Raw genomic sequence first — 19,019 nt, 5'->3', positions numbered from 1 at the left:
GGAAAAAGCATGAACAAGGTTCTGGTAATGGGCGCGACAGGCGGGATTGGTGGCGAGGTGGCGCGGCAGTTGTTCGCTGCGGGCTGGCAGGTGTGCGCCCTGACGAGGGATGTGGATAAGGCTCACAAGCAGAATGCCGATTTCACCTGGATAAAAGGTGATGCGCTGAACCGTGGGGAAGTCGTCGCAGCGGCCCGGGGTTGTTCGGTGATCGTGCATGCGGTGAATCCGCCCGGTTACCAGCGCTGGGCGGAGCTGGTGCTGCCGATGATCGACAACAGCATCGCGGCGGCAGTCGCGGAAGGGGCGACGATTGTCTTGCCGGGCACGGTGTACAACTTCGGGCCTGATGCATTCGCGCGGTTGGAGGAAGATTCGCCGCAGCATCCCCTTACCCGCAAGGGCGCGATCCGGGTAGAGCTGGAGCAGCGTTTGCTTGAGGCGACCCGGCAGGGCGCACGAGCGCTGATCGTGCGGGCAGGCGATTTTTTCGGCGCCAAGGCCGGCAGCAGCTGGTTTTCCCAAGGCCTGGTCAAACCCGCAAAACCGGTGGCCAGCGTGAGTTATCCGGGAGCACCAGGCGTGGGGCATCAGTGGGCTTACCTGCCTGATGTGGCGAGGACCATGGTCGAGTTGATTGCACGCCGCGACAGCCTTGATGCCTTCGCCCGCTTTCATATGGCGGGGCACATAGATGCCGATGGTCGGCAGATGAGCCAGGCGATTCAGCGGGTGGTGTCACGCAGGACCGGCCAGCAGCCTTCTGTACGTGCTTTCCCGTGGTGGCTGCTGAAACTGGCCGCGCCCTTTGTCACCACCTTCCGCGAGATGCAGGAAATGCGTTACCTGTGGCAAACCGAGGTGCGCATGGATAACGGCCGTCTCGTACAGATATTGGGCAGTGAACCGCACACGCCTTTGGACGAGGCGGTTGAGGCGACATTGGTGGGTATCGGCTGCTTGCCTAAGCGCGCCTGATCAGCCGTACATACACCGCGATATTGATCAACAGCACCAGCGCGCCCAGCCCCAATTGAATCTGCGGCGTCAGCCCGGCCGGGTAGATCAGGGTCAGGATGTAATGCTCGATAAAGCCGCCGCCATATCCGTCCTGCCCGGCCAAATGACGAAACAGATTTTCCCAGCGGGTCAGCGGGCAGGGCAGATGGAACACTTCAACGGCAACGCCCCACGCGGCGGCAGGCAAATGCAGCCACATGACCGGTCGCCATTTGAGGGCGAGCAAACCGCCAAACAGCACGAACAGAATGAACGACAAATGAAACAGCACCAGGCCGTCGGCGGCGAAACGGTAGAGCATGATGGGGTTCGCTTTTTGAATGGATCAGGTCCCGAATTCTTCCTTCAGGAACTCGATAAACACCCGCAATTTCTTCGGCGTGTTCGTACGGTTGAAGTAATACAAATACAGCGCGCTGTGGGCAATCCAGTCGTCCAGCACCTCCACCAACTCACCGCGTTGCAGGTACTGCTCGACGCTGGAGCGCGCCACGTAGGCAAAGCCAAACCCGTCCAGCGCACCGCGCACCATCAATTCAACATCGTTGGTCGCCAGCCGGCCTTTTACCGTAACCCGCATCTGCTTGCCGGCTTTTTCAAAGTCCCAGCGGTGCAGCGAGCCGGTCTGCGCGCTGCGGTAGTTGACGCACTCATGCTCCAGCAAGTCGTGGGGATGAGTGGGCAGTTTGCGCCCCTGCAAATACTGCGGCGTGGCGACGATGACGAATCGCAACTGCGTCGCCACCGGCACCACCACCATGTCTTCGGCCAGCACATGGTCGTAGCGGATGCCCGCGTCAAAACCCTGGGCGACGATGTCCACCAGGCTGTTGTCCACCGCCACTTCCAGGTTGATGCCCGGGTATTTGCGCAGGAAGCGCTGGAGCAACGGTTGCAGGACCATTCGGCTGGCGGTGGAGGGAATGTTCAGGCGCAAGGTGCCGGCGGCGTCGACCGTCGCCGCTGCTACGCTGTGCAGGCTGGTTTGCAGTTCTTCCAGCAGCGGCGTGATCTTCTGGATCAACTGCTCGCCGGCCTCGGTCACGCTGACGCTGCGGGTGGTGCGGTTGAGCAGTTGCACACCCAACTGTTTCTCGAGGGCGCGCACGCGATGGCTGACGGTCGACACCGACAGGCTGCTGGCGTCGGCCGCCTGGGTGAAGCTTTTCGAGCGGGCGACCTGCAGGAACAGTCGCAACTGCTGAAAATCGGGCGTGTCCATTGTGTGGTATTTCCGAAAGGGCCTTGTGGATTATGCATCTTTTTAGCAAGAACAGCGGCGCGCATACTTTTCCTACACACACGAGGATTGGCCCTTTATGACGACTTCCACCGCAAAACCCGTCTGGTTCATCACTGGCTGCTCCACCGGTTTCGGCCGCCAGCTGGCGTTGCACACCCTGAGCCTCGGCTACCCGACCGTGGTCACCGCGCGTAATCCGCAGCAGGTGCAAGACATCGTTGCCGGTCACGAAGAAAACGCCCTGGTCCTGACGCTGGACGTTACCGACCAGGCCCAGGTCGAGGCGGCTGTCAAAGCGGCTGAAGAACGTTTCGGCCATATCGACGTACTGGTCAACAACGCCGGTGTCGGCTACTTCGGCTCCTTCGAAGAAAGCGACCTGGATGACGTGCGCAACATGTTCGAAATCAACGTGTGGGGCTTGAGCGCCATGACCCGCGCGGCCTTGCCCGGCATGCGCGCCCGGCGCTCGGGCAGCATCGTGAACATTTCCTCGGTGGGCGGTGTGGCGGCGTTCCCGTCGCTGAGTTTCTACAATGCGACCAAGTTTGCGGTGGAGGGCCTTTCCGAGGCGCTGTCCCAGGAAGTCGCGCCGTTGGGGATCAAGGTGTTGCTGGTCGAGCCGGGCCCGTTCCGCACCGACTGGGCCGGGCGTTCGGCCAACGAGGCGGCTCACGGGATTGCCGACTACAAGGAAACGGCGGTGGCACGGGCCAATATGGTTCGCAACTACAGCGGCAAGCAGCCGGGTGATCCGGTGCGCGCGGCGATTGCCATCGTCAAGGCGGTGGAGGCTGAGCAACCGCCATTGCGCCTGTTGCTGGGCAAGGCTGCGTTGACCTTTGCGCGGACCAAGGTGAAGGCGCTGAGTGCGGATTTTGATGCGTGGGCTGAGGTAACTGAGGGGGCGGATTTTCCCGAGTGAAGCACTGACTGGATTCGGCACAAGGCCGTAACGGTTGCTTGCAGGTAACGCTGGCCGTTATTGTGCTGAATCCTTTTAGTCCTTTTGCCCACGGATCTGTAGTGATGAATGCACCGCGTACCGCTGTCCCGATCAAGGCTGTCATTTTCGATATGGACGGGTTGTTGCTGGACACAGAAGGCATCTACACCGAAGTCACACAGATCATCGCCGAACGCTATGGCCGTACCTATGACTGGGGGATCAAGCAGCACATCATTGGTCGCGGCGCCCAGGACCTGGCGGATTACGTGGTCAAGGCGCTGGACCTGCCGATTACACCCGCAGAATTCCTGGTGATCCGCGAGCCGCTGATGAGCGAGCGTTTCCCCAAGGCCTTGGGCATGCCGGGTGCTGAGGCGCTGCTGCGGCACTTGAAGGCGCATAACATTCCGATTGCCGTGGGCACCAGTTCGTCGCGCAACTCGTTTGGCCACAAGACCACGTTGCACCGTGAGTGGTTTGGGCTGTTCGACACTATCGTCACGGCGGATGACCCGGAGGTCGGGGCGGCCAAGCCGGCGCCGGATATCTTCCTGACGGCGGCGCGCCGCTTGGGTGTGGCACCGGAGGATTGCCTGGTGTTTGAGGATTCGCCGTTTGGCGTGACAGCGGCGAAGGCTGCGCACATGACCGCGATTGCGGTGCCGGATGAGGCGATGGCGGACAGCAAGTATCACCATGCTGACCAGATTATTCGCAAGTTGGCTGACTTTGATTTGGCGGCGTATGGCTTGCCGCCGATGCGTTGATCCCTCTGAAGCGACTGGATTAAAAATGTGGGAGCGGGCTTGCTCGCGAATACGGTGTGTCAGCCGATACATGTGCTGACTGATCCACCGTATTCGCGAGCAAGCCCGCTCCCACATTTAGTCCTGCGGTGCCTTGGGCAAGGTCTTCTGCCGCAAAATATAAACCGTCACCAACACCGCACTGGTCAGCATGAACCCTCGCGCCCAGATCAGCGGCACCAGGTAGCAGGAAAACCCGATACTCACCCACATCAACCCAATGGCATACACCTTGCCCTTGAGCGGAATCCCGTTGCCATCCAGATAGTCACGAATCCACGGCCCCAGGCGCGGGTGTTCCACCAGCCAGTGGTAGAAGCGCGGGGAGCTACGGGCAAAGCAGGCGGCAGCCAGCAGAAGGAAGGGGGTAGTGGGCAGCACCGGCAGGAAGATGCCGATTACCCCGAGCGCCACGCTCAACCAGCCGATGGCCAGCAGAACGTAACGCAGGATCACGGAACGGTTGCCCATGGGCGCCACGGGCAACGGTCTTAGTGGTGGCGAGGCTTGAGGATCGCCGGCTTTTCGTCAGGTGCGTTGCACAGCAGGTACAGGGCGGTCAGCGCTTCCGGGATCTGAACGATCATGTCGTCCATCAGGTTGGCGTCGGCGGCGATGTCGGAGAACTCAGGCTGTTCGTCGAACAGGCCGGAACCGACCATGATCGGCAGCAGCATTTCGCTGACTTCTTCTTCAGCCGTTTCGAACCAGGCCTCTTCACGCAGGAACACGCCTTCCATGAAACCGATGCACCAGCCGCGCAGTTCGGAGTCGTCCGGGTCTTCGCCCAGGTCCAGGTCGCAAGGCAGTTCGAACTCTTCATCGGAAGCCAGTTGGCGGCCAATGTGAGCCTTGAGGGCCAGCAGGGTCGATTCGATTTCTTCGCGCTGGGCGGCATCACTGTAGTGAGGCTCTTCGGAGAACAGGGCGTCGATCCATTCACGGTCGGGAACGACATCGGAGCAGATCGACAGCGCGGTCAGATAGCCGTGGGCGGCCACGTAGTCCAGCGCCTCGTCGTGCAGCTCATCGGCATCGAGGAAGGCTTGCAGGCGGGTTAGTTGCTCAGCGAAGGACATTGACGGACTACCTTGGGAATAAACGATGGGCAATTCTAGGCTTTCTTGAGCTGCCAGGCCAGCCGCAGCACAGATTTGAGAGGTATTTGAGCCCGGCGGCAATTCACCAACGGCACCCTTTGCCGGGTAACGCTCGGGTATACTGCCGCGTTTTGTGATGCCCCTGCAGGCCAAGCGCCAGTCGCGGGAAAAGTTCGCTTACGGATTATTTCCCGCTCAAGCGTGCTTTTTCGACCAGCCTGTACAGAGGGATTTCGGCGATATTTGGAGTTTTTCATGCTCGAGCAGGCTCAACGCGTCCTCAAGGACATCTTCGGCTACGACAGTTTTCGTGGCCGCCAGGGTGCGATCATTGAGCGCGTGGCCAACGGCGGTGACGCCCTGGTGCTGATGCCTACCGGTGGCGGCAAGTCGCTGTGCTTCCAGGTACCGGCACTCCTGCGGGAAGGGCTTGCGGTGGTGGTGTCGCCGTTGATCGCTCTGATGGACGACCAGGTGGCCACCCTTGAAGAGCTCGGCGTGGCGGCTGCTTCGCTGAACTCCACCCTCAGCGCCGAACAGCAGCGTGACCTCGCCGCCCGGATCAAGCGCGGCGAAGTGAAGATGCTTTACCTCGCCCCCGAGCGCCTGGTGCAGCCACGGATGCTGGCGTTCCTGCAGAGCCTGGAAATCGCCCTGTTCGCCATCGACGAAGCCCACTGTGTGTCCCAATGGGGCCACGATTTCCGTCGTGAATACCTGCAACTGGGCCAACTGGCGGAACTGTTCCCCAACGTCCCGCGCATCGCCCTGACCGCCACCGCCGACAAACGGACCCGCGAAGAAATCGTCGAGCGCCTGCACCTGCAGAACGCCGAGCGCTTCCTCTCGAGCTTCGACCGGCCGAATATCTTTTACCGCATTGTGCCCAAGGAACAGCCGCGCAAGCAGTTGCTGGCGTTCCTCTCCGATCGGCGCAGCGACGCCGGCATTGTCTATTGCCTGTCGCGCAAGAAGGTCGATGAGGTCGCCGCATTCCTCAGTGAACAAGGCTACCCGGCACTGCCGTATCACGCGGGTTTGCCCAACGAACTGCGGGCCTACCACCAGAAGCGCTTCCTCAACGAGGAAGGCCTGATCATGGTCGCCACCATCGCGTTCGGCATGGGCATCGACAAATCCAACGTGCGCTTCGTGGCCCACATGGATTTGCCCAAATCCCTTGAGGCGTACTACCAGGAAACCGGGCGTGCCGGCCGTGACGGCCTGCCGGCGGATGCGTGGATGGTCTACGGCCTGCAAGACGTGGTGATGCTCAAGCAGATGCTGCAGAACTCCGAAGGCGACGAGCGCCACAAGCGCCTGGAACAGCACAAGCTCGACGCGATGCTGTCGCTGTGTGAAGAAACCCGCTGCCGTCGCCAGACCTTGCTCGCCTACTTCGACGAAGACATGCCCAAGCCCTGCGGCCACTGCGACAACTGCGTGGACGGCGTGCAGACCTGGGACGCCACCGAGCCGGCGCGCCAGGCGTTGTCGGCGATCTACCGCACCGGTCAGCGCTATGGCGTCGGCCACCTGGTGGACGTGTTGCTGGGCAAGGACAATGAAAAGATTCGCAGCTTCGGCCACGAAAAACTCTCGGTCTATGGTGTGGGCAAGGCCCGCGCCGAAGGCGAGTGGCGCTCGCTGTTCCGGCAGATGGTCGCCCGTGGCCTGGTGGACATCGACCTGGAAGGCTACGGCGGCCTGCGCCTGAACGACAGTTGCCGGCCGCTGCTCAAGGGCGAAGTCAGCCTGGAGCTGCGCCGCGACCTCAAGCCGCAAACCACCGCCAAGAGCAGCACCAGCCAGGCCAGCCAACTGGTGCGTTTCGAAGAGCGCGAACAGTGGGAAGCCCTGCGCGCGCTGCGTAAGAAGTTGGCGCAGGAACACAGCGTGCCGCCTTACGTCATCTTCCCGGACTCCACCTTGCTGGAAATGCTCCGCGACCATCCCACTACCCTCGGCGAGATGGCCAGGGTCAGCGGCGTCGGTGCGCGCAAGCTGGAGCGTTATGGCCAGGCCTTCCTCGAAGTGCTCGGCGGCCAGGTCGAGGCGCCGAAAGAGGTCGCCGATATCCGCCACGAGTTGATCAGCCTCGCCCGTGCCGGCATGACCCCGATCCAGATTGCCGGGCAGCTGCAGTGCTCGGAAAAGAACGTCTACACCTTGCTCGCCGAGTCCATTGGCAAGCAGCAGTTGTCGTTGGAGCAGGCCCTTGATCTGCCGGAAGATTTGCTCGGTGAAATCCAGGATGCATTCCTGGATGGAGAAGGCGAATTGCCACCCGTTTCCGAGATTGCGCCGCTGTTTACCGGCCGCGTTCCCGAGGGCGTTTTGTACTGCGTAAGGGCCGCTTTGCAGTCGGAATTCGAGATTTGATGTGCCAATTACGACAATGTAACGAATCAGTACATACCGGGTCTTGCCTACTGGCATGGGTCATGCTTAGCTGACTAATAATTAGCCACACTTTATTTTCAGTCTAATCCATGAGTTTTTTATGCCGTTAACCGATCAACACCGTTTTGGCATGCAGTTGGCGCATATGTCCCGAGGATGGCGTGCCGAGCTGGATCGCCGCTTGGCAGGTTTGGGACTGTCCCAGGCACGCTGGCTGGTGCTGCTGCACCTGGCCCGTTTTACCGAACCGCCTACCCAGCGTGAGCTGGCGCAGAGCGTCGGGGTAGAGGGGCCCACCTTGGCCCGTTTGCTCGACAGCTTGGAAAGCCAGGGCCTGGTGCAACGCCAGGCCGTGGTGGAAGACCGCCGCGCCAAGCGCATTGTGCTGTGCGACACCGCGAAGCCGCTGATCGAGCAGATCGAGACCATCGCCACGGCCTTGCGCCATGAGCTGTTTGTGGGTGTCGATGAAGAGGATCTGCGGGTGTGCATGCGGGTGCATGAACACATCCTCGGAAATCTCGAGAAGTCCTGACCCCAGGTACACAGAAGATCAAAAATGTGGGAGCGGGCTTGCTCGCGAAGGCGGAGTGTCAGTGAATACATGTGCTGACTGACACACCGCCTTCGCGAGCAAGCCCGCTCCCACATGGGTTTTGCGGCGTAGTTAGAAGGTTTGCCCCAGGTTCAGGTACACCGCCTGCTGACTGTCATCGTTAAACCCATAACTGAAATTCAACGGCCCCAGCGGCGTATCAAACCCCAGGAAAATACTGGCGGCGTTGATGTACCCGCTGTCGTATTCATTGTCGTTGTTCCAAGCCCGCCCTCGCTCCAGTGATGCGCCCAGGTACAACGGGAAATCCAGCGGCAGATAAGACCGCGGCGTCAGCCGGCGATAGTAGACCGCGCGCATCAGGCTGATGTTCTGCCCGGCAATCGCATCCTCCCGGAAGCCCGACAGCTGCCGCGCGCCCCCCAGCAGGAAGCTGGAAATCACCACGTCCGACTTATCCAGGGTGCGCCCATACCGCCCGCCGAGGATCAGTGTGTCCGGCCCGCTGCTCATGGCCTTGTCCAGCTTGAACTCCCACTGGCGATAGCGCTGGTCCGAACCCAGCCCCGGTTCGAACTCCCGGAAGGCCAGGCCAATGTCTTCGCCGGTATGGGGGAAGTACACGTTGTCGAACGAGTCGAAGGAGTACTTCAGCTCATAGAAACCCTCGCTGAAGTTGATGCTCGGTGAATTCCGGTCGCCAATGCGCACATCCGCCTTACCCCAGGCCTCGCCGACGCCGAAACGAATCTCGCCGCTGTTGCCGATCTGCCGGCCCACGTTCAGGCCGAAGCCGTAGCGTTCCAGGCGGTATTCGGAGATCGGGTTGTTGTCTTCAATCAGTTCGACGTTCTGCGCCTGGGCACTGATATAGGGCGCGACGAAGTAGCGTGAACCGGTGTCCATCGGCTGATAGAACTCGCTGTACAGCTCCTGCTTGTCCCCGATCTGCACCCGCGTCAGCCATTCGGCGCCGAGGCGGTTGATGCCGTTCATGCGGTAGCTGGCGCCGAGGTTGAAGGCGCTGTCGCCGCGCATGTCATCCGACAGGTTCAGGCCCAGGCGCAGGTAGTCGGTGCCGCTGCGTTTGCCCCGGGCGCTGATGACCAGGGTGTTGTCCTTGCCCTTTTTCACCACGCGGTATTGCACCTGTTCGAAGTAATCCAGGCCGTACAGAGTGCCCATGTCGGTTTGCAGGCGGGCCAGGTCCAGGGGCTCGCCGAGGTTCTGGCGGATGTAGTAGCGGATCACCTCGTCGCCCACCTTGGAGTCGTTCTCCACCTTGATCGCGGTGATCACCGGGTTGCGCTCGCCGGCCGTTCGCGCGGCCACCAGCGACGGGTCCACCGGTTCGGCCGGGCGCAGGTGCGCCAGGCGCACGTCGAGTGCGCGGGTGGCGCGGTAGCCCGCGTCGATCATGTCCTTGGCGCGCCCGAAATCCGTCACCCCGTAGGCGGCCAGGGGCGGCTGGATCAGCACGTCGCGGGGCGCCAGGGCCTTGAGTTGTTCTTCGGAATTGCGCCGGGTCATCAGGGTGATGGACTGGTTGAGCACGTCCACCACGGTGTTGAGTTGCTTGCGTGAGCGCAGCGGGGTGCCGATGTCGACGACGATGGCGATGTCGACCCCCATTTCCCGCGCCACATCCAGCGGGATGTTATCGGTCATGCCGCCGTCCACCAGCAGCCGGCCATCCAGTTCCACCGGGGCAAATACCGCCGGGATCGACATGCTGGCGCGGATCACCTGGGGCAGGTGGCCTTTGCGGAACACCACTTTTTCACCACTGGTGATGTCGGTGGCCACGGCGCGGAAGGGGATCGGCAGCTTGTCGAAATCCCGCACGTTACTGGTGTGAGCGAACATGCTTTCCAGCAGCAAGGCCAGGTTCTGACCCTGGATCACCCCCAGTGGCAGGCCGAGGCTGCCGTCGTCGCGGAAGCTGAGTTTCTGTTTGACCAGGAAATCCCGGTCATCCTGCTTGCGCCGGAATGGCACGTCTTCCCGCGGTGGCGCGTCAGACAGGGCGAGCTTCCAGTCGATGTTCAGCGCGAGTTTTTCCAGCTCGTCGATCTTGTAGCCCGAGGCGTACAGCCCGCCGATCACCGCACCCATGCTGGTGCCGGCAATCGCATCGATGTGGATGCCCTGTTCTTCCAGGGCCTTGAGCACGCCAATGTGCGCCAGGCCACGGGCGGCACCGCCGGAGAGCACCAGGCCGATCTTCGGGCGCGGGTTTTCGACGGCTTGGACGAGGACAGGGAACAGGCACAGCAACAGGCAGGACAACAGGCGGCGCATCATCAATCTCAAGGCAGGACGATAAAGGCCGGTATTATAGCCACTCGATCCTTTCAACCCGCCAAGCAGGAGCCAGTCAATTCATGTCAGCGGCCAAGCCCGAGATTGTCATCACCTATTGCACCCAGTGTCAGTGGCTGCTGCGCGCCGCCTGGCTGGCCCAGGAACTGCTGAGCACGTTCGCCGATGACCTCGGCAAAGTGGCCCTGGAGCCGGCCACCGGCGGTGCGTTTCGGATTACCTGCGACGGTGTGCAGATCTGGGAACGCAAGGCCGATGGCGGCTTCCCGGAAGCCAAGGTGCTCAAGCAACGGGTACGTGACCAGATCGACCCGCAACGGGACCTGGGGCATAACGACCGTACTCAGTGAACCTCGGCCGTGGTGGCCGGCTGCTTGGCCGGTTTGGCGCCGCCCATCAGCCCGGACACCACGATGGCCACGATGATCAGCGCGCCGCCCATCAGCATGCGCAGGGTTGGTGTTTCAGCAAACAGTAGCCAGGCCGCGGTGATGCCGTACACCGGCTCCATGGCGAACACCACCGCCGCCGTGCGCGCCTTGAGCACCGCGAGGCTGGCGACAAACAGGCTATGGGCCAAGCCGGTGCAGAACACCCCGAGCAGACCGATCCACAGCCAGTCCAGTGGTCGCACTTCGGCCAGCCCGGGCGCGGCGACGGGCAACAGGCACAGCGCTACCACCACGTTCTGGCACAAGGCGGCCTGCACCGGCGGGATGCGCCCACTGGCGCGGTTGTTCAACGACAGCAGCGAGAACAACAACCCGGAGCCGACCGCCCACAGCAAGCCGCTGGTGGCCTGGCTGGCGAGATTGAAATCCGGCGTGACTAGCACCAGGCCGATGCTCACCAGCACCACCAGCAGGATCTCGTTGGCGCGAATCCGCTCGCGGAAAATCAAGCCTTCGAGAATCACCGTGAACGCCGGGAAGGTGGCGAAGCCCAGGGTGGCGATGGCCACACCGGCGACCTTTACCGCAATAAAGAAACTCACCCAATGCCCGGCCAGCAGCAGGCCGCTGACCAGCAGGCGGCGCCAGTCGCGGGCTTGCAGCTTCTGCCAGGGCGTGTTGCTGGCAAAGCGCGCAAAGATCGCCAGGGCAATGACCGCGAACGCGGCGCGGCCGAACACGATAATCGCCGGCGAAGCGGCCGCCAGTTTGCCGAACACACCAGTGAGGCCAAACATCAATGCGCCGATATGCAGGGCGCCGAGGGCTGTGCGGGGAGTCATTGCGATCCTTAAACGACGGGTTTACAGGATCGCAGTCTAGAGGGTTGCAGGCGTTCGCGTCTGTCGTTGGGCTCGCGGCTTTTGTCGCAGGACTCTTGCTTGGTGAAGATCCCTGTGGGAGCTGGCTTGCCTGCGATGCAGACAACTCGGTCGTTCAGATAGCGCGCGGTGATGCTATCGCAGGCAAGCCAGCTCCTGCACCGGGCGGTGCTCGTCTGAAGGCTCGGGGCGAGAGGCCAAACTCGCGCAGCATCGCCGCAGCAAATGCACTTTGCGAACCATAGCCCACCCGCGCGGCAATCTCGCCGATCGGCAGCTGGCTGTCGCGCAACAGGCCACGGGCCATCTGCAAGCGCCGGGTGCGGATGTAGTCCATCGGCGTCTGCCCGCTTTCCGCGATAAACCGTGCATGCAGGCGGGCGACGGACAGGTCGGCGAGCTTCGCCAGGTCCGCCACTTGCAGTGGGTACGCGGCGTGCCGCTGGATATGCGCATCGAATGCGGCATAGGGCAGGCGCTTGCCCACCGGCGGCTGCGCAAGGTTAAGGCTGGCCAGCAGCAATACGGCGCCTTGCTGGGCGATCAGCGGATCGTCCACCGGGCTGCTCGCCAACCACTGCACCAGTTGGCTTTGGCGATTGTCGAGGGTCAGGTGTGCGCACCGGTCGAGCAAGCGGCGGCTGGCGTCGGCATGCTCGCCCAGGGACTGCGCCAGCCAGTGCTCATCGGGCACGTCCAGCACCAGGCAGCGGCTGCCATCGCGACTGCGGCACGCGTGATGGGCGGAGTAGGGCAGCACCATCACACTGCTGTGCTGCACCTGGCCGCCCCGGCCATCCACCTCGAAGTCCAGGTGCCCGGACAGGCCAAACACCAGCTGTGCATGGTCGTGGCTATGGGCGATAGGCGCATCGGGGTAGTGGCGTAGCGTGAGGTTGGGTCTCATCGCAGTCTCCTGGGCAGGCCCGCAGTTTACATCGCTTCGCCGCCTGTGGGCGCTGTCATCAGACTGACGCAACACTGTCATGGGCTATTAATCCCATGGGCGCAAGCTCGCGAAAACACCGTGAGGCATGCCCATGACCAGCGCCGAACTCGCCAAACCCAGCCGCAAGCAACGCGTGCGTACCCTGTGGATTTCCGACGTGCATTTGGGCACCCGGGATTGCCAGGCCGAACACCTCTCGCATTTCCTCAAGGGCTACCACGCCGACAAGGTCTACCTGGTGGGCGACATCATCGACGGCTGGAAGCTGCGCAGCGGCATGTATTGGCCCCAGGCCCATACCAACGTGATCCGCCGCCTGCTGACCATGAGCAAGCGCGGCACCGAGGTGATCTACGTCACCGGCAACCACGATGAATTCCTGCGGCGTTATTCGAAGCTGATCCTTGGCAATATCCAGTTGGTGGACGAAGCGGTGCACGTGACTGCCGATGGCCGGCATTTGCTGGTGATCCATGGCGACCAGTTCGACGTGATCACCCGGTACCACCGCTGGCTGGCGTTCCTCGGCGATTCGGCCTACGAATTCACCCTCACACTCAACCGCTGGTTGAACCACTGGCGGGCGCGCTATGGCTACGGCTATTGGTCGTTGTCGGCGTACCTCAAGCACAAGGTCAAGACGGCGGTGAGCTTTATCAGTGATTTTGAAGAAGCGATTGCCCATGAAGTGACCAAGCGCGAATTGCACGGCGTGGTGTGCGGGCACATCCACCATGCGGAGATTCGCAAGGTGGGCGAGGTGGACTACCTCAATTGCGGGGATTGGGTGGAGTCGTGCACGGCGCTGATCGAGCACTGGGACGGGCATATCGAGCTGTATCGATTGGCGGATGCCCAGGCGAAAGAGGCACAGCTCAAAGCCGAGATGGTCGCGGGCTAAGCCTCAAACCCACAGACTCACTCGGTCTAAATGTGGGAGCGGGCTTGCTCGCGAATGCGGTGGGTCAGTCACCAGATAATTCGACTGACCCACCGCATTCGCGAGCAAGCCCGCTCCCACACTTGGATCCGGTTTGTTCAGTCAGGTGTGGGAAACATCCGCGATGGCTTCTGCCAACAGCGTCAACCGCGTCGCATCAATCCCCGCCACGTTCGCACGCCCGGAATTGACCATATACACGCTGTGCTTGTCCCGCAGTTGCTTCACCTGTTCCGCACTCAACCCGGTATAGGAAAACATCCCGCGTTGCGCCGCGATGTGCGCAAACCGCTCCGACAACCCATGGGGCGCCAACGCCTCCACCAGCCCGGAACGCAGCTGCGCAATCCGCGCCCGCATCGCTTCCACTTCCTCGGCCCACTGCTTTTTCAGCCCGGCGTCACCGAGAATCGTCGCCACCACAGCAGCACCATGGTCCGGCGGCGTCGACCACAAGTTACGCGCAATAAACGCCAGCTGGCTGCGCACATCCGTCAGTTTCTCGGCGTCCGCCGCGCACACAATCAACGCGCCGACACGGTCGCTGTACAAGCCGAAGTTCTTCGAGCAGGAACTGGTGATCAGCACTTCGGGCAGCTCAGCCGCGAACAGCCGCACGGCCCATGCATCCTGTTCCAGGCCATCGCCAAAACCCTGATACGCAAAGTCGATCAGCGGCAGCAACTGACGTTCCTGGACGATCTTCAGCACCTGGCGCCAGTCATCGTGGGACAGGTCGAAACCGGTCGGGTTGTGGCAGCAGGCGTGCAGCAGCACCACATCGCCTTTTGGCACGGTGGACAGGGTGGTCAGCATCGCCGCTACGTCCAGGCGATTGTCGCTGCCCACGTACGGGTAATGGCTGACCTTGAGCCCGGCCTTGGCGAAGATGGTTTCGTGGATCGGCCAGGTCGGGTTGCTCAGCCATACACCACGGCCGGGCAGGCTGTGGGCGATAAAGTCGGCGCTCAGGCGCAGCGCGCCGGTGCCGCCAGGCGTCTGGGTGGCGCCGGCGCGGCGTTCACTCAGCAGTGGCGAACCGGCGCCCAGCACCAGCTCGCTGATCAGCGAGCCGAACGCGGCGTTGCCATGGCCGCCGATGTAGGTCTTGGTGGTTTGTTGCTCCACCAGGCGCTGCTCGGCCAGTTTCACCGAATGCGGGATCGGCGTCAGGCCCTGATCGTCCTTGTACACGCCCACGCCGAGGTCGAACTTGAGCGGGTTCGGGTCCTGGGCATACAGCTCCATCAGCCCGAGGATCGGGTCTCCGGGCACCCGGCCAATTGCGTCGAAATGCATTACTTGCGGCCCTCAGCATCCTTGGCCACTTCGTCGGTGCGCGCGGCCATGATGAAGTCGTTGCGGTGCAGGCCCTTGATGGAGTGGCTCCACCAGGTCACGGTGACTTTGCCCCATTCGGTGAGCAGGCCCGGGTGATGGCCTTCAGCTTCGGAGATCGCGCCCACGGCGTTGGTGAAGGCCAGGGCGAATTTGAAATTCTTGAACAGGAAGACCTTTTCCAGCTGCATCACGCCATCGCGTACTTCGATGTTCCAGTCGGGGATCTGCTTGATCAGCACCGGCAACTCTTCGTCGCTGACTTGCGGGGCGTCGGCGCGGCAGGCTTCGCAGTGGGCTTGGTTCAACGTGGTCATGTGGGTATTCCTGAAATCGAGTATTTGGAAACGGTCGTCAGTAGCGTCACCCTAAAGCAACGCGGGGCCAGGGAACAGACTCACCTGGCCCTAAAAGCCGCAGTTCAAGCAGCTTTTGGCTTGGGCGGGAACTTCGGTGCGTGCAGCCCCAGCTGCATCCCGCGTTCGACCATACCCATGATGTCTTCCTGCGCCACTTCGAACAGGCGCTTGAGGTTGGGCAGGGTGAAGTACACGGGTTGCAGAATGTCGATGCGATACGGCGTGCGCATCGCTTCGAGCGGGTCGAAGGCTTGATGCTCGGGCACGTCCGAGAGGCAGTACACGGTCTCCTTGGGCGAAGACAGGATGCCGCCACCGTAGATGCGCCGGCCTTCGGGCGTGTCCACCAGGCCGAACTCGATGGTCATCCAGTACAGGCGCGCCAGGTACACGCGCTGTTCCTTGGTGGCGGCCAGGCCGAGCTTGCCGTAGGTGTGGGTGAATTCCGCGAACCAGGGGTTGGTCAGCAGTGGGCAATGGCCGAAGATCTCGTGAAAAATGTCCGGTTCCTGCAGGTAATCCAGCTCTTCACGGGTACGAATAAACGTCGCCACCGGAAACTGCTTGTTGGCGAGCAATTCGAAAAAAGTCTGGAAGGGGATCAGCGCCGGCACCCGGGCGACTTGCCAGCCCGTGGTCTCGGCCAGCACTTTGTTGACTTCCGCCAGCTGTGGAATGCGGTCGTGGGGCAGGCCGAGCTTGTCGATGCCGTCCAGGTATTCCTGGCAGGCGCGGCCCTCGATCACTTTCAGTTGGCGCGTGATCAGGGTGTTCCACACCGCGTGTTCTTCGGGCGGGTAGTCGATAAAACCGTTCGCGTCGGGCTCGCGGGCCACGTACTGCGTCTGCTTCATACTGCTCTCCTGCTAGGCATTCGTTCTTGTTATGTCCTGGGATGAGCCTATTGATACGCCGCCTGGGCCAGGAAGCCATCCTCCTGCGCCACGCTTTTGTAGGAAAAGTTACCGGTATTCGTAAAGTTTTCGTTACGGCTGAGGCGATTCGTGCTCCCTGTGGCGTATTTTGGGTGTGAATCGCCTCGCAGCTGTCACATAATCTTGACGATTATCTGCGGCCGGCGGCAAAAAGACGCAGCGACTCCACCTCTTCGGGCCTTCTCATGCGTATCAAAGTGCATTGCCAGAACCGCATCGGCATCCTGCGGGACATCCTCAACCTGCTGGTGGAGTACGGCGTGAACGTTGCCAAGGGCGAGGTCGGTGGCGAGCACGGCAACGCCATTTACCTCTATTGCCCGAACCTGGTGAACCTGCAGTTCCAGGCATTGCGCCCGCAGTTCGAGGCGATTGCCGGGGTATTTGGTGTCAAGCGGGTAGGGCTGATGCCCAGCGAGCGTCGGCATATGGAGCTCAACGCGCTGCTGGGGGCGCTGGAGTTTCCGGTGCTGTCCATCGACATGGGCGGCTCCATCGTCGCGGCCAACCGCGCGGCGGCGCAGTTGCTCGGAGTACGGGTGGATGAGGTGCCGGGCATTCCGTTGTCGCGCTACGCCGAAGATTTCGATTTGCCGGAACTGGTACGGGCCAGCAAATCGCGAATCAACGGCCTGCGGGTCAAGGTCAAGGGCGATGTATTCCTGGCCGATATTGCGCCGCTGCAATCCTCCGAGCATGACGACAGCGAAGCCATGGCCGGCGCCGTACTGACCCTGCACCGCGCCGACCGGGTGGGTGAGCGTATCTACAATGTGCGCAAGCAGGAACTGCGCGGCTTCGACAGCATTTTCCAAAGCTCCAGGGTCATGGCCGCCGTGGTGCGTGAGGCTCGGCGCATGGCGCCGTTGGATGCGCCTCTATTAATAGAAGGCGAAACCGGCACCGGCAAAGAGTTGCTGGCCCGCGCTTGTCACCTGGCCAGCCCACGCGGCCAGTCGCCGTTGATGGCGCTCAACTGCGCCGGTTTGCCCGAGTCCATGGCCGAGACCGAGTTGTTCGGCTATGGTCCCGGCGCCTTTGAAGGGGCGAGGGCGGAGGGCAAGTTGGGACTGCTGGAGCTGACGGCGGGCGGTACGTTGTTTCTCGACGGCGTCGGCGAAATGAGCGCGCGGTTGCAGGTGAAGTTGCTGCGCTTTCTGCAGGACGGCTGCTTTCGCCGTGTAGGCAGTGATGAAGAGGTGTACCTGGATGTGCGGGTGATCTGCGCGACCCAGGTGGACCTTTCCGAACTGTGCGCCCGGGGCGAATTCCGCCAGGACCTTTACCATCGTCTCAATGTGCTCTCGCTGCATATCCCGCCGCTACGCGAGTGCCTCGACGGTTTGCCGCCGCTGGTGGAGCACTTCCTGGATCAGGCCAGCCGGCAGATCGGCTGCCCGCTGCCCAAGCTCGCACCGGCGGCGATGGAACGCCTCAGCCATTACCACTGGCCGGGGAATGTGCGGCAGTTGGAGAACGTGCTGTTCCAGGCGGTTTCGCTGTGTGAGGGCGGCACCGTCAAGGCCGAGCACATTCGCCTGCCGGACTATGGCGTGCGCCAGCCGCTGGGGGATTTTTCCCTGGAAGGCGGGTTGGAGGAGATCGTCGGGCGCTTTGAAAAGGCCGTGCTGGCGCAGTTGTATGCCGAACATCCCAGCAGCCGTCTGTTGGGCAAGCGGCTGGGCGTGTCCCACACCACTATTGCCAACAAGTTGCGGGACTACGAAGTCGTCAAAGCCGAACGCGGTTAAACCTGTGGGAGCGGGCTTGCTCGCGAATGCGGTGGGTCAGTCGAATTATCCGGTGACTGACACTCCGCATTCGCGAGCAAGCCCGCTCCCACATGGGTTCTTTGTCGGTCTTGATACCTGCACTTGCCGTTAGCGGCATAAGTCCGCCGTTTTTTCGACTCTCTTCCTGCTGCCCTCAGCTGCCACCTGCCGGCAAACCCCCGCCCCGCCTGGACTTTCCCTCATTTCAAAAAGTTGGTTCGCAAATTGCTTAAGCCTCATCAGTACAGCGGTGGGCGGCAAGCGTCCGTCAGAAAGAGGAAAGAGCGTGGATAAGTACCTTTACGTGGCAATGACCGGCGCCAGCCAGAATGCACTGGCGCAGAAGGCCCACGCCAACAACTTGGCGAACGTTTCCACCAATGGTTTCCAGCGTGACCTGGAACAGGCGCGCTCGATGCCGGTGTTCGGTGACAGCTTTCCGGCGCGAGCCTTTGCCTTGACCGAGCGCCCAGGCACGGACTTTTCCCCTGGCGCGATGATTGAAACCGGCCGTGACCTCGATGTGGCCGTCAGCGGTGACGGCTGGATGGCCGTGCAAAACCCGGATGGCGGCGAATCCTACGTGCGCAGCGCCAGCATGAACGTCGATGCACTGGGTGTGCTGCGGGCCGGCAACGGTATGCCGATCATGGGCAACGGCGGCCCGATTGCCGTGCCGCCCCAGCAGCAGATCGAAGTCGGCCAGGACGGCACCATCAGCATCCGCGCCATGGGCGAAGGCCCGCGGGTGATGGCTGAAGTGGACCGGATCAAGCTGGTGCAGCCCGACCTCAAGAACATGACCAAGGGCCTCGACGGCACCATCCATACCAAGGATGGCCAGCCGGCCCAGGCCGATGCCAACGTCAAGCTGACGTCGGGCTTCCTGCAGGCGAGCAACGTGAACGCCGTCGAAGAAATGACGGCAGTCCTGGCCCTGTCCAAGCAGTTCGAATTGCACATCAAGATGATGAACAGCGCCAAAGAAGACGACCAGGCCATGACCCGCGTCCTGGCGATGAGCTGATAGCAGCCACACACTAATTTTTGTAGC

Annotated in this window: 19 protein-coding genes; 9 read left to right on the top strand and 10 right to left on the bottom strand. The window is 61.9% G+C overall.

Annotated features, from left to right (window positions below; genetic code table 11):
* Positions 1-9: 9 nt before the first annotated feature.
* Positions 10-978, top strand: a complete 969-nt coding sequence (locus tag HX805_RS08895; protein ID WP_177035129.1) for an SDR family oxidoreductase — start codon at positions 10-12, stop codon at positions 976-978.
* Here HX805_RS08895 and HX805_RS08890 read toward each other — a convergent pair.
* Together HX805_RS08890 and HX805_RS08885 are read right to left on the bottom strand one after the other, a co-directional pair.
* Positions 965-1,321 (bottom strand): DUF2784 domain-containing protein, encoded by a 357-nt coding sequence (locus HX805_RS08890; protein WP_177008389.1) that lies wholly within the window; start codon positions 1,319-1,321, stop codon positions 965-967. The two genes, HX805_RS08895 and HX805_RS08890, sit on opposite strands and share 14 nt — an antisense overlap.
* 24 nt (positions 1,322-1,345) lie before the next feature.
* Positions 1,346-2,242 (bottom strand): LysR family transcriptional regulator, encoded by an 897-nt coding sequence (locus HX805_RS08885; protein ID WP_004371170.1) that lies wholly within the window; start codon positions 2,240-2,242, stop codon positions 1,346-1,348.
* Between the two features lie 97 nt (positions 2,243-2,339).
* Here HX805_RS08885 and HX805_RS08880 point away from each other — a divergent pair, with 97 nt between their 5' ends.
* The gene (locus tag HX805_RS08880) at positions 2,340-3,188 is read left to right on the top strand and encodes an oxidoreductase (protein WP_087692746.1); all 849 of its coding nucleotides are present in this window, start codon (positions 2,340-2,342) and stop codon (positions 3,186-3,188) included.
* A 104-nt stretch (positions 3,189-3,292) separates the two neighbouring features.
* On the top strand, positions 3,293-3,979 hold the full coding sequence (locus HX805_RS08875; RefSeq protein WP_177116769.1) for an HAD-IA family hydrolase: 687 nt from the start codon (positions 3,293-3,295) through the stop codon (positions 3,977-3,979).
* A gap of 117 nt (positions 3,980-4,096) precedes the next feature.
* On the opposite strand, the gene HX805_RS08870 is transcribed toward HX805_RS08875, so the two are convergent.
* The gene (locus HX805_RS08870) at positions 4,097-4,489 is read right to left on the bottom strand and encodes a YbaN family protein (RefSeq protein ID WP_004371165.1); all 393 of its coding nucleotides are present in this window, start codon (positions 4,487-4,489) and stop codon (positions 4,097-4,099) included.
* Between the two features lie 20 nt (positions 4,490-4,509).
* Positions 4,510-5,097: a YecA family protein gene (locus HX805_RS08865; protein ID WP_004371163.1), complete on the bottom strand. Its 588-nt coding sequence runs from the start codon at positions 5,095-5,097 to the stop codon at positions 4,510-4,512.
* Between the two features lie 276 nt (positions 5,098-5,373).
* Between HX805_RS08865 and recQ the strand changes: the two genes are divergently transcribed.
* Together recQ and HX805_RS08855 are read left to right on the top strand one after the other, a co-directional pair.
* Positions 5,374-7,500 (top strand): DNA helicase RecQ, encoded by a 2,127-nt coding sequence (recQ, locus tag HX805_RS08860; RefSeq protein WP_004371161.1) that lies wholly within the window; start codon positions 5,374-5,376, stop codon positions 7,498-7,500.
* A gap of 121 nt (positions 7,501-7,621) precedes the next feature.
* A complete protein-coding gene (locus HX805_RS08855) occupies positions 7,622-8,056 on the top strand; it encodes a MarR family transcriptional regulator (protein WP_004371158.1) in 435 nt (144 codons plus the stop codon).
* A gap of 132 nt (positions 8,057-8,188) precedes the next feature.
* On the opposite strand, the gene HX805_RS08850 is transcribed toward HX805_RS08855, so the two are convergent.
* A complete protein-coding gene (locus HX805_RS08850) occupies positions 8,189-10,378 on the bottom strand; it encodes a patatin-like phospholipase family protein (RefSeq protein WP_177027712.1) in 2,190 nt (729 codons plus the stop codon).
* A gap of 83 nt (positions 10,379-10,461) precedes the next feature.
* On the opposite strand from HX805_RS08850, the gene HX805_RS08845 reads away from it, so the two are divergent.
* The gene (locus HX805_RS08845) at positions 10,462-10,749 is read left to right on the top strand and encodes a SelT/SelW/SelH family protein (protein ID WP_003214624.1); all 288 of its coding nucleotides are present in this window, start codon (positions 10,462-10,464) and stop codon (positions 10,747-10,749) included.
* Here HX805_RS08845 and HX805_RS08840 read toward each other — a convergent pair.
* Together HX805_RS08840 and HX805_RS08835 are read right to left on the bottom strand one after the other, a co-directional pair.
* A complete protein-coding gene (locus HX805_RS08840) occupies positions 10,743-11,633 on the bottom strand; it encodes a DMT family transporter (protein WP_003214622.1) in 891 nt (296 codons plus the stop codon). The genes HX805_RS08845 and HX805_RS08840 overlap by 7 nt on opposite strands.
* A gap of 154 nt (positions 11,634-11,787) precedes the next feature.
* A complete protein-coding gene (locus tag HX805_RS08835; protein ID WP_177081033.1) occupies positions 11,788-12,579 on the bottom strand; it encodes an AraC family transcriptional regulator in 792 nt (263 codons plus the stop codon).
* A gap of 133 nt (positions 12,580-12,712) precedes the next feature.
* Between HX805_RS08835 and HX805_RS08830 the strand changes: the two genes are divergently transcribed.
* Positions 12,713-13,522 carry a UDP-2,3-diacylglucosamine diphosphatase gene (locus HX805_RS08830; protein ID WP_003214618.1) on the top strand — a complete coding sequence of 270 codons (810 nt, stop codon included), beginning with the start codon at positions 12,713-12,715 and terminating at the stop codon, positions 13,520-13,522.
* 141 nt (positions 13,523-13,663) lie between these two features.
* Here HX805_RS08830 and HX805_RS08825 read toward each other — a convergent pair whose 3' ends face one another.
* From HX805_RS08825 to phhA, 3 genes are all read right to left on the bottom strand, one after another.
* A complete protein-coding gene (locus HX805_RS08825) occupies positions 13,664-14,860 on the bottom strand; it encodes an amino acid aminotransferase (protein WP_177081032.1) in 1,197 nt (398 codons plus the stop codon).
* Positions 14,860-15,216: a 4a-hydroxytetrahydrobiopterin dehydratase gene (locus HX805_RS08820; RefSeq protein ID WP_010166022.1), complete on the bottom strand. Its 357-nt coding sequence runs from the start codon at positions 15,214-15,216 to the stop codon at positions 14,860-14,862. The genes HX805_RS08825 and HX805_RS08820 overlap by 1 nt, the downstream gene beginning before the upstream one ends.
* A gap of 104 nt (positions 15,217-15,320) precedes the next feature.
* Complete coding sequence (phhA, locus tag HX805_RS08815) at positions 15,321-16,112, bottom strand: phenylalanine 4-monooxygenase (protein ID WP_177081031.1); 792 nt, start codon at positions 16,110-16,112, stop codon at positions 15,321-15,323.
* 266 nt (positions 16,113-16,378) lie between these two features.
* Here phhA and HX805_RS08810 point away from each other — a divergent pair, with 266 nt between their 5' ends.
* Together HX805_RS08810 and HX805_RS08805 are read left to right on the top strand one after the other, a co-directional pair.
* Entirely contained in the window at positions 16,379-17,944 is a 1,566-nt protein-coding gene (locus HX805_RS08810) for a sigma-54-dependent phenylalanine hydroxylase transcriptional regulator PhhR (RefSeq protein WP_003214613.1), read from the top strand.
* A gap of 307 nt (positions 17,945-18,251) precedes the next feature.
* A complete protein-coding gene (locus HX805_RS08805; protein WP_003214611.1) occupies positions 18,252-18,992 on the top strand; it encodes a flagellar basal body rod protein FlgF in 741 nt (246 codons plus the stop codon).
* The last annotated feature ends 27 nt before the right edge of the window (positions 18,993-19,019 follow it).

It is taken from the genome of Pseudomonas sp. G5001, from assembly GCF_013385475.1.
Lineage (GTDB): Bacteria > Pseudomonadota > Gammaproteobacteria > Pseudomonadales > Pseudomonadaceae > Aquipseudomonas.
Note: the sequence above shows the minus strand (reverse complement) of the source record. Positions and strands in the feature narration are given on the sequence as shown.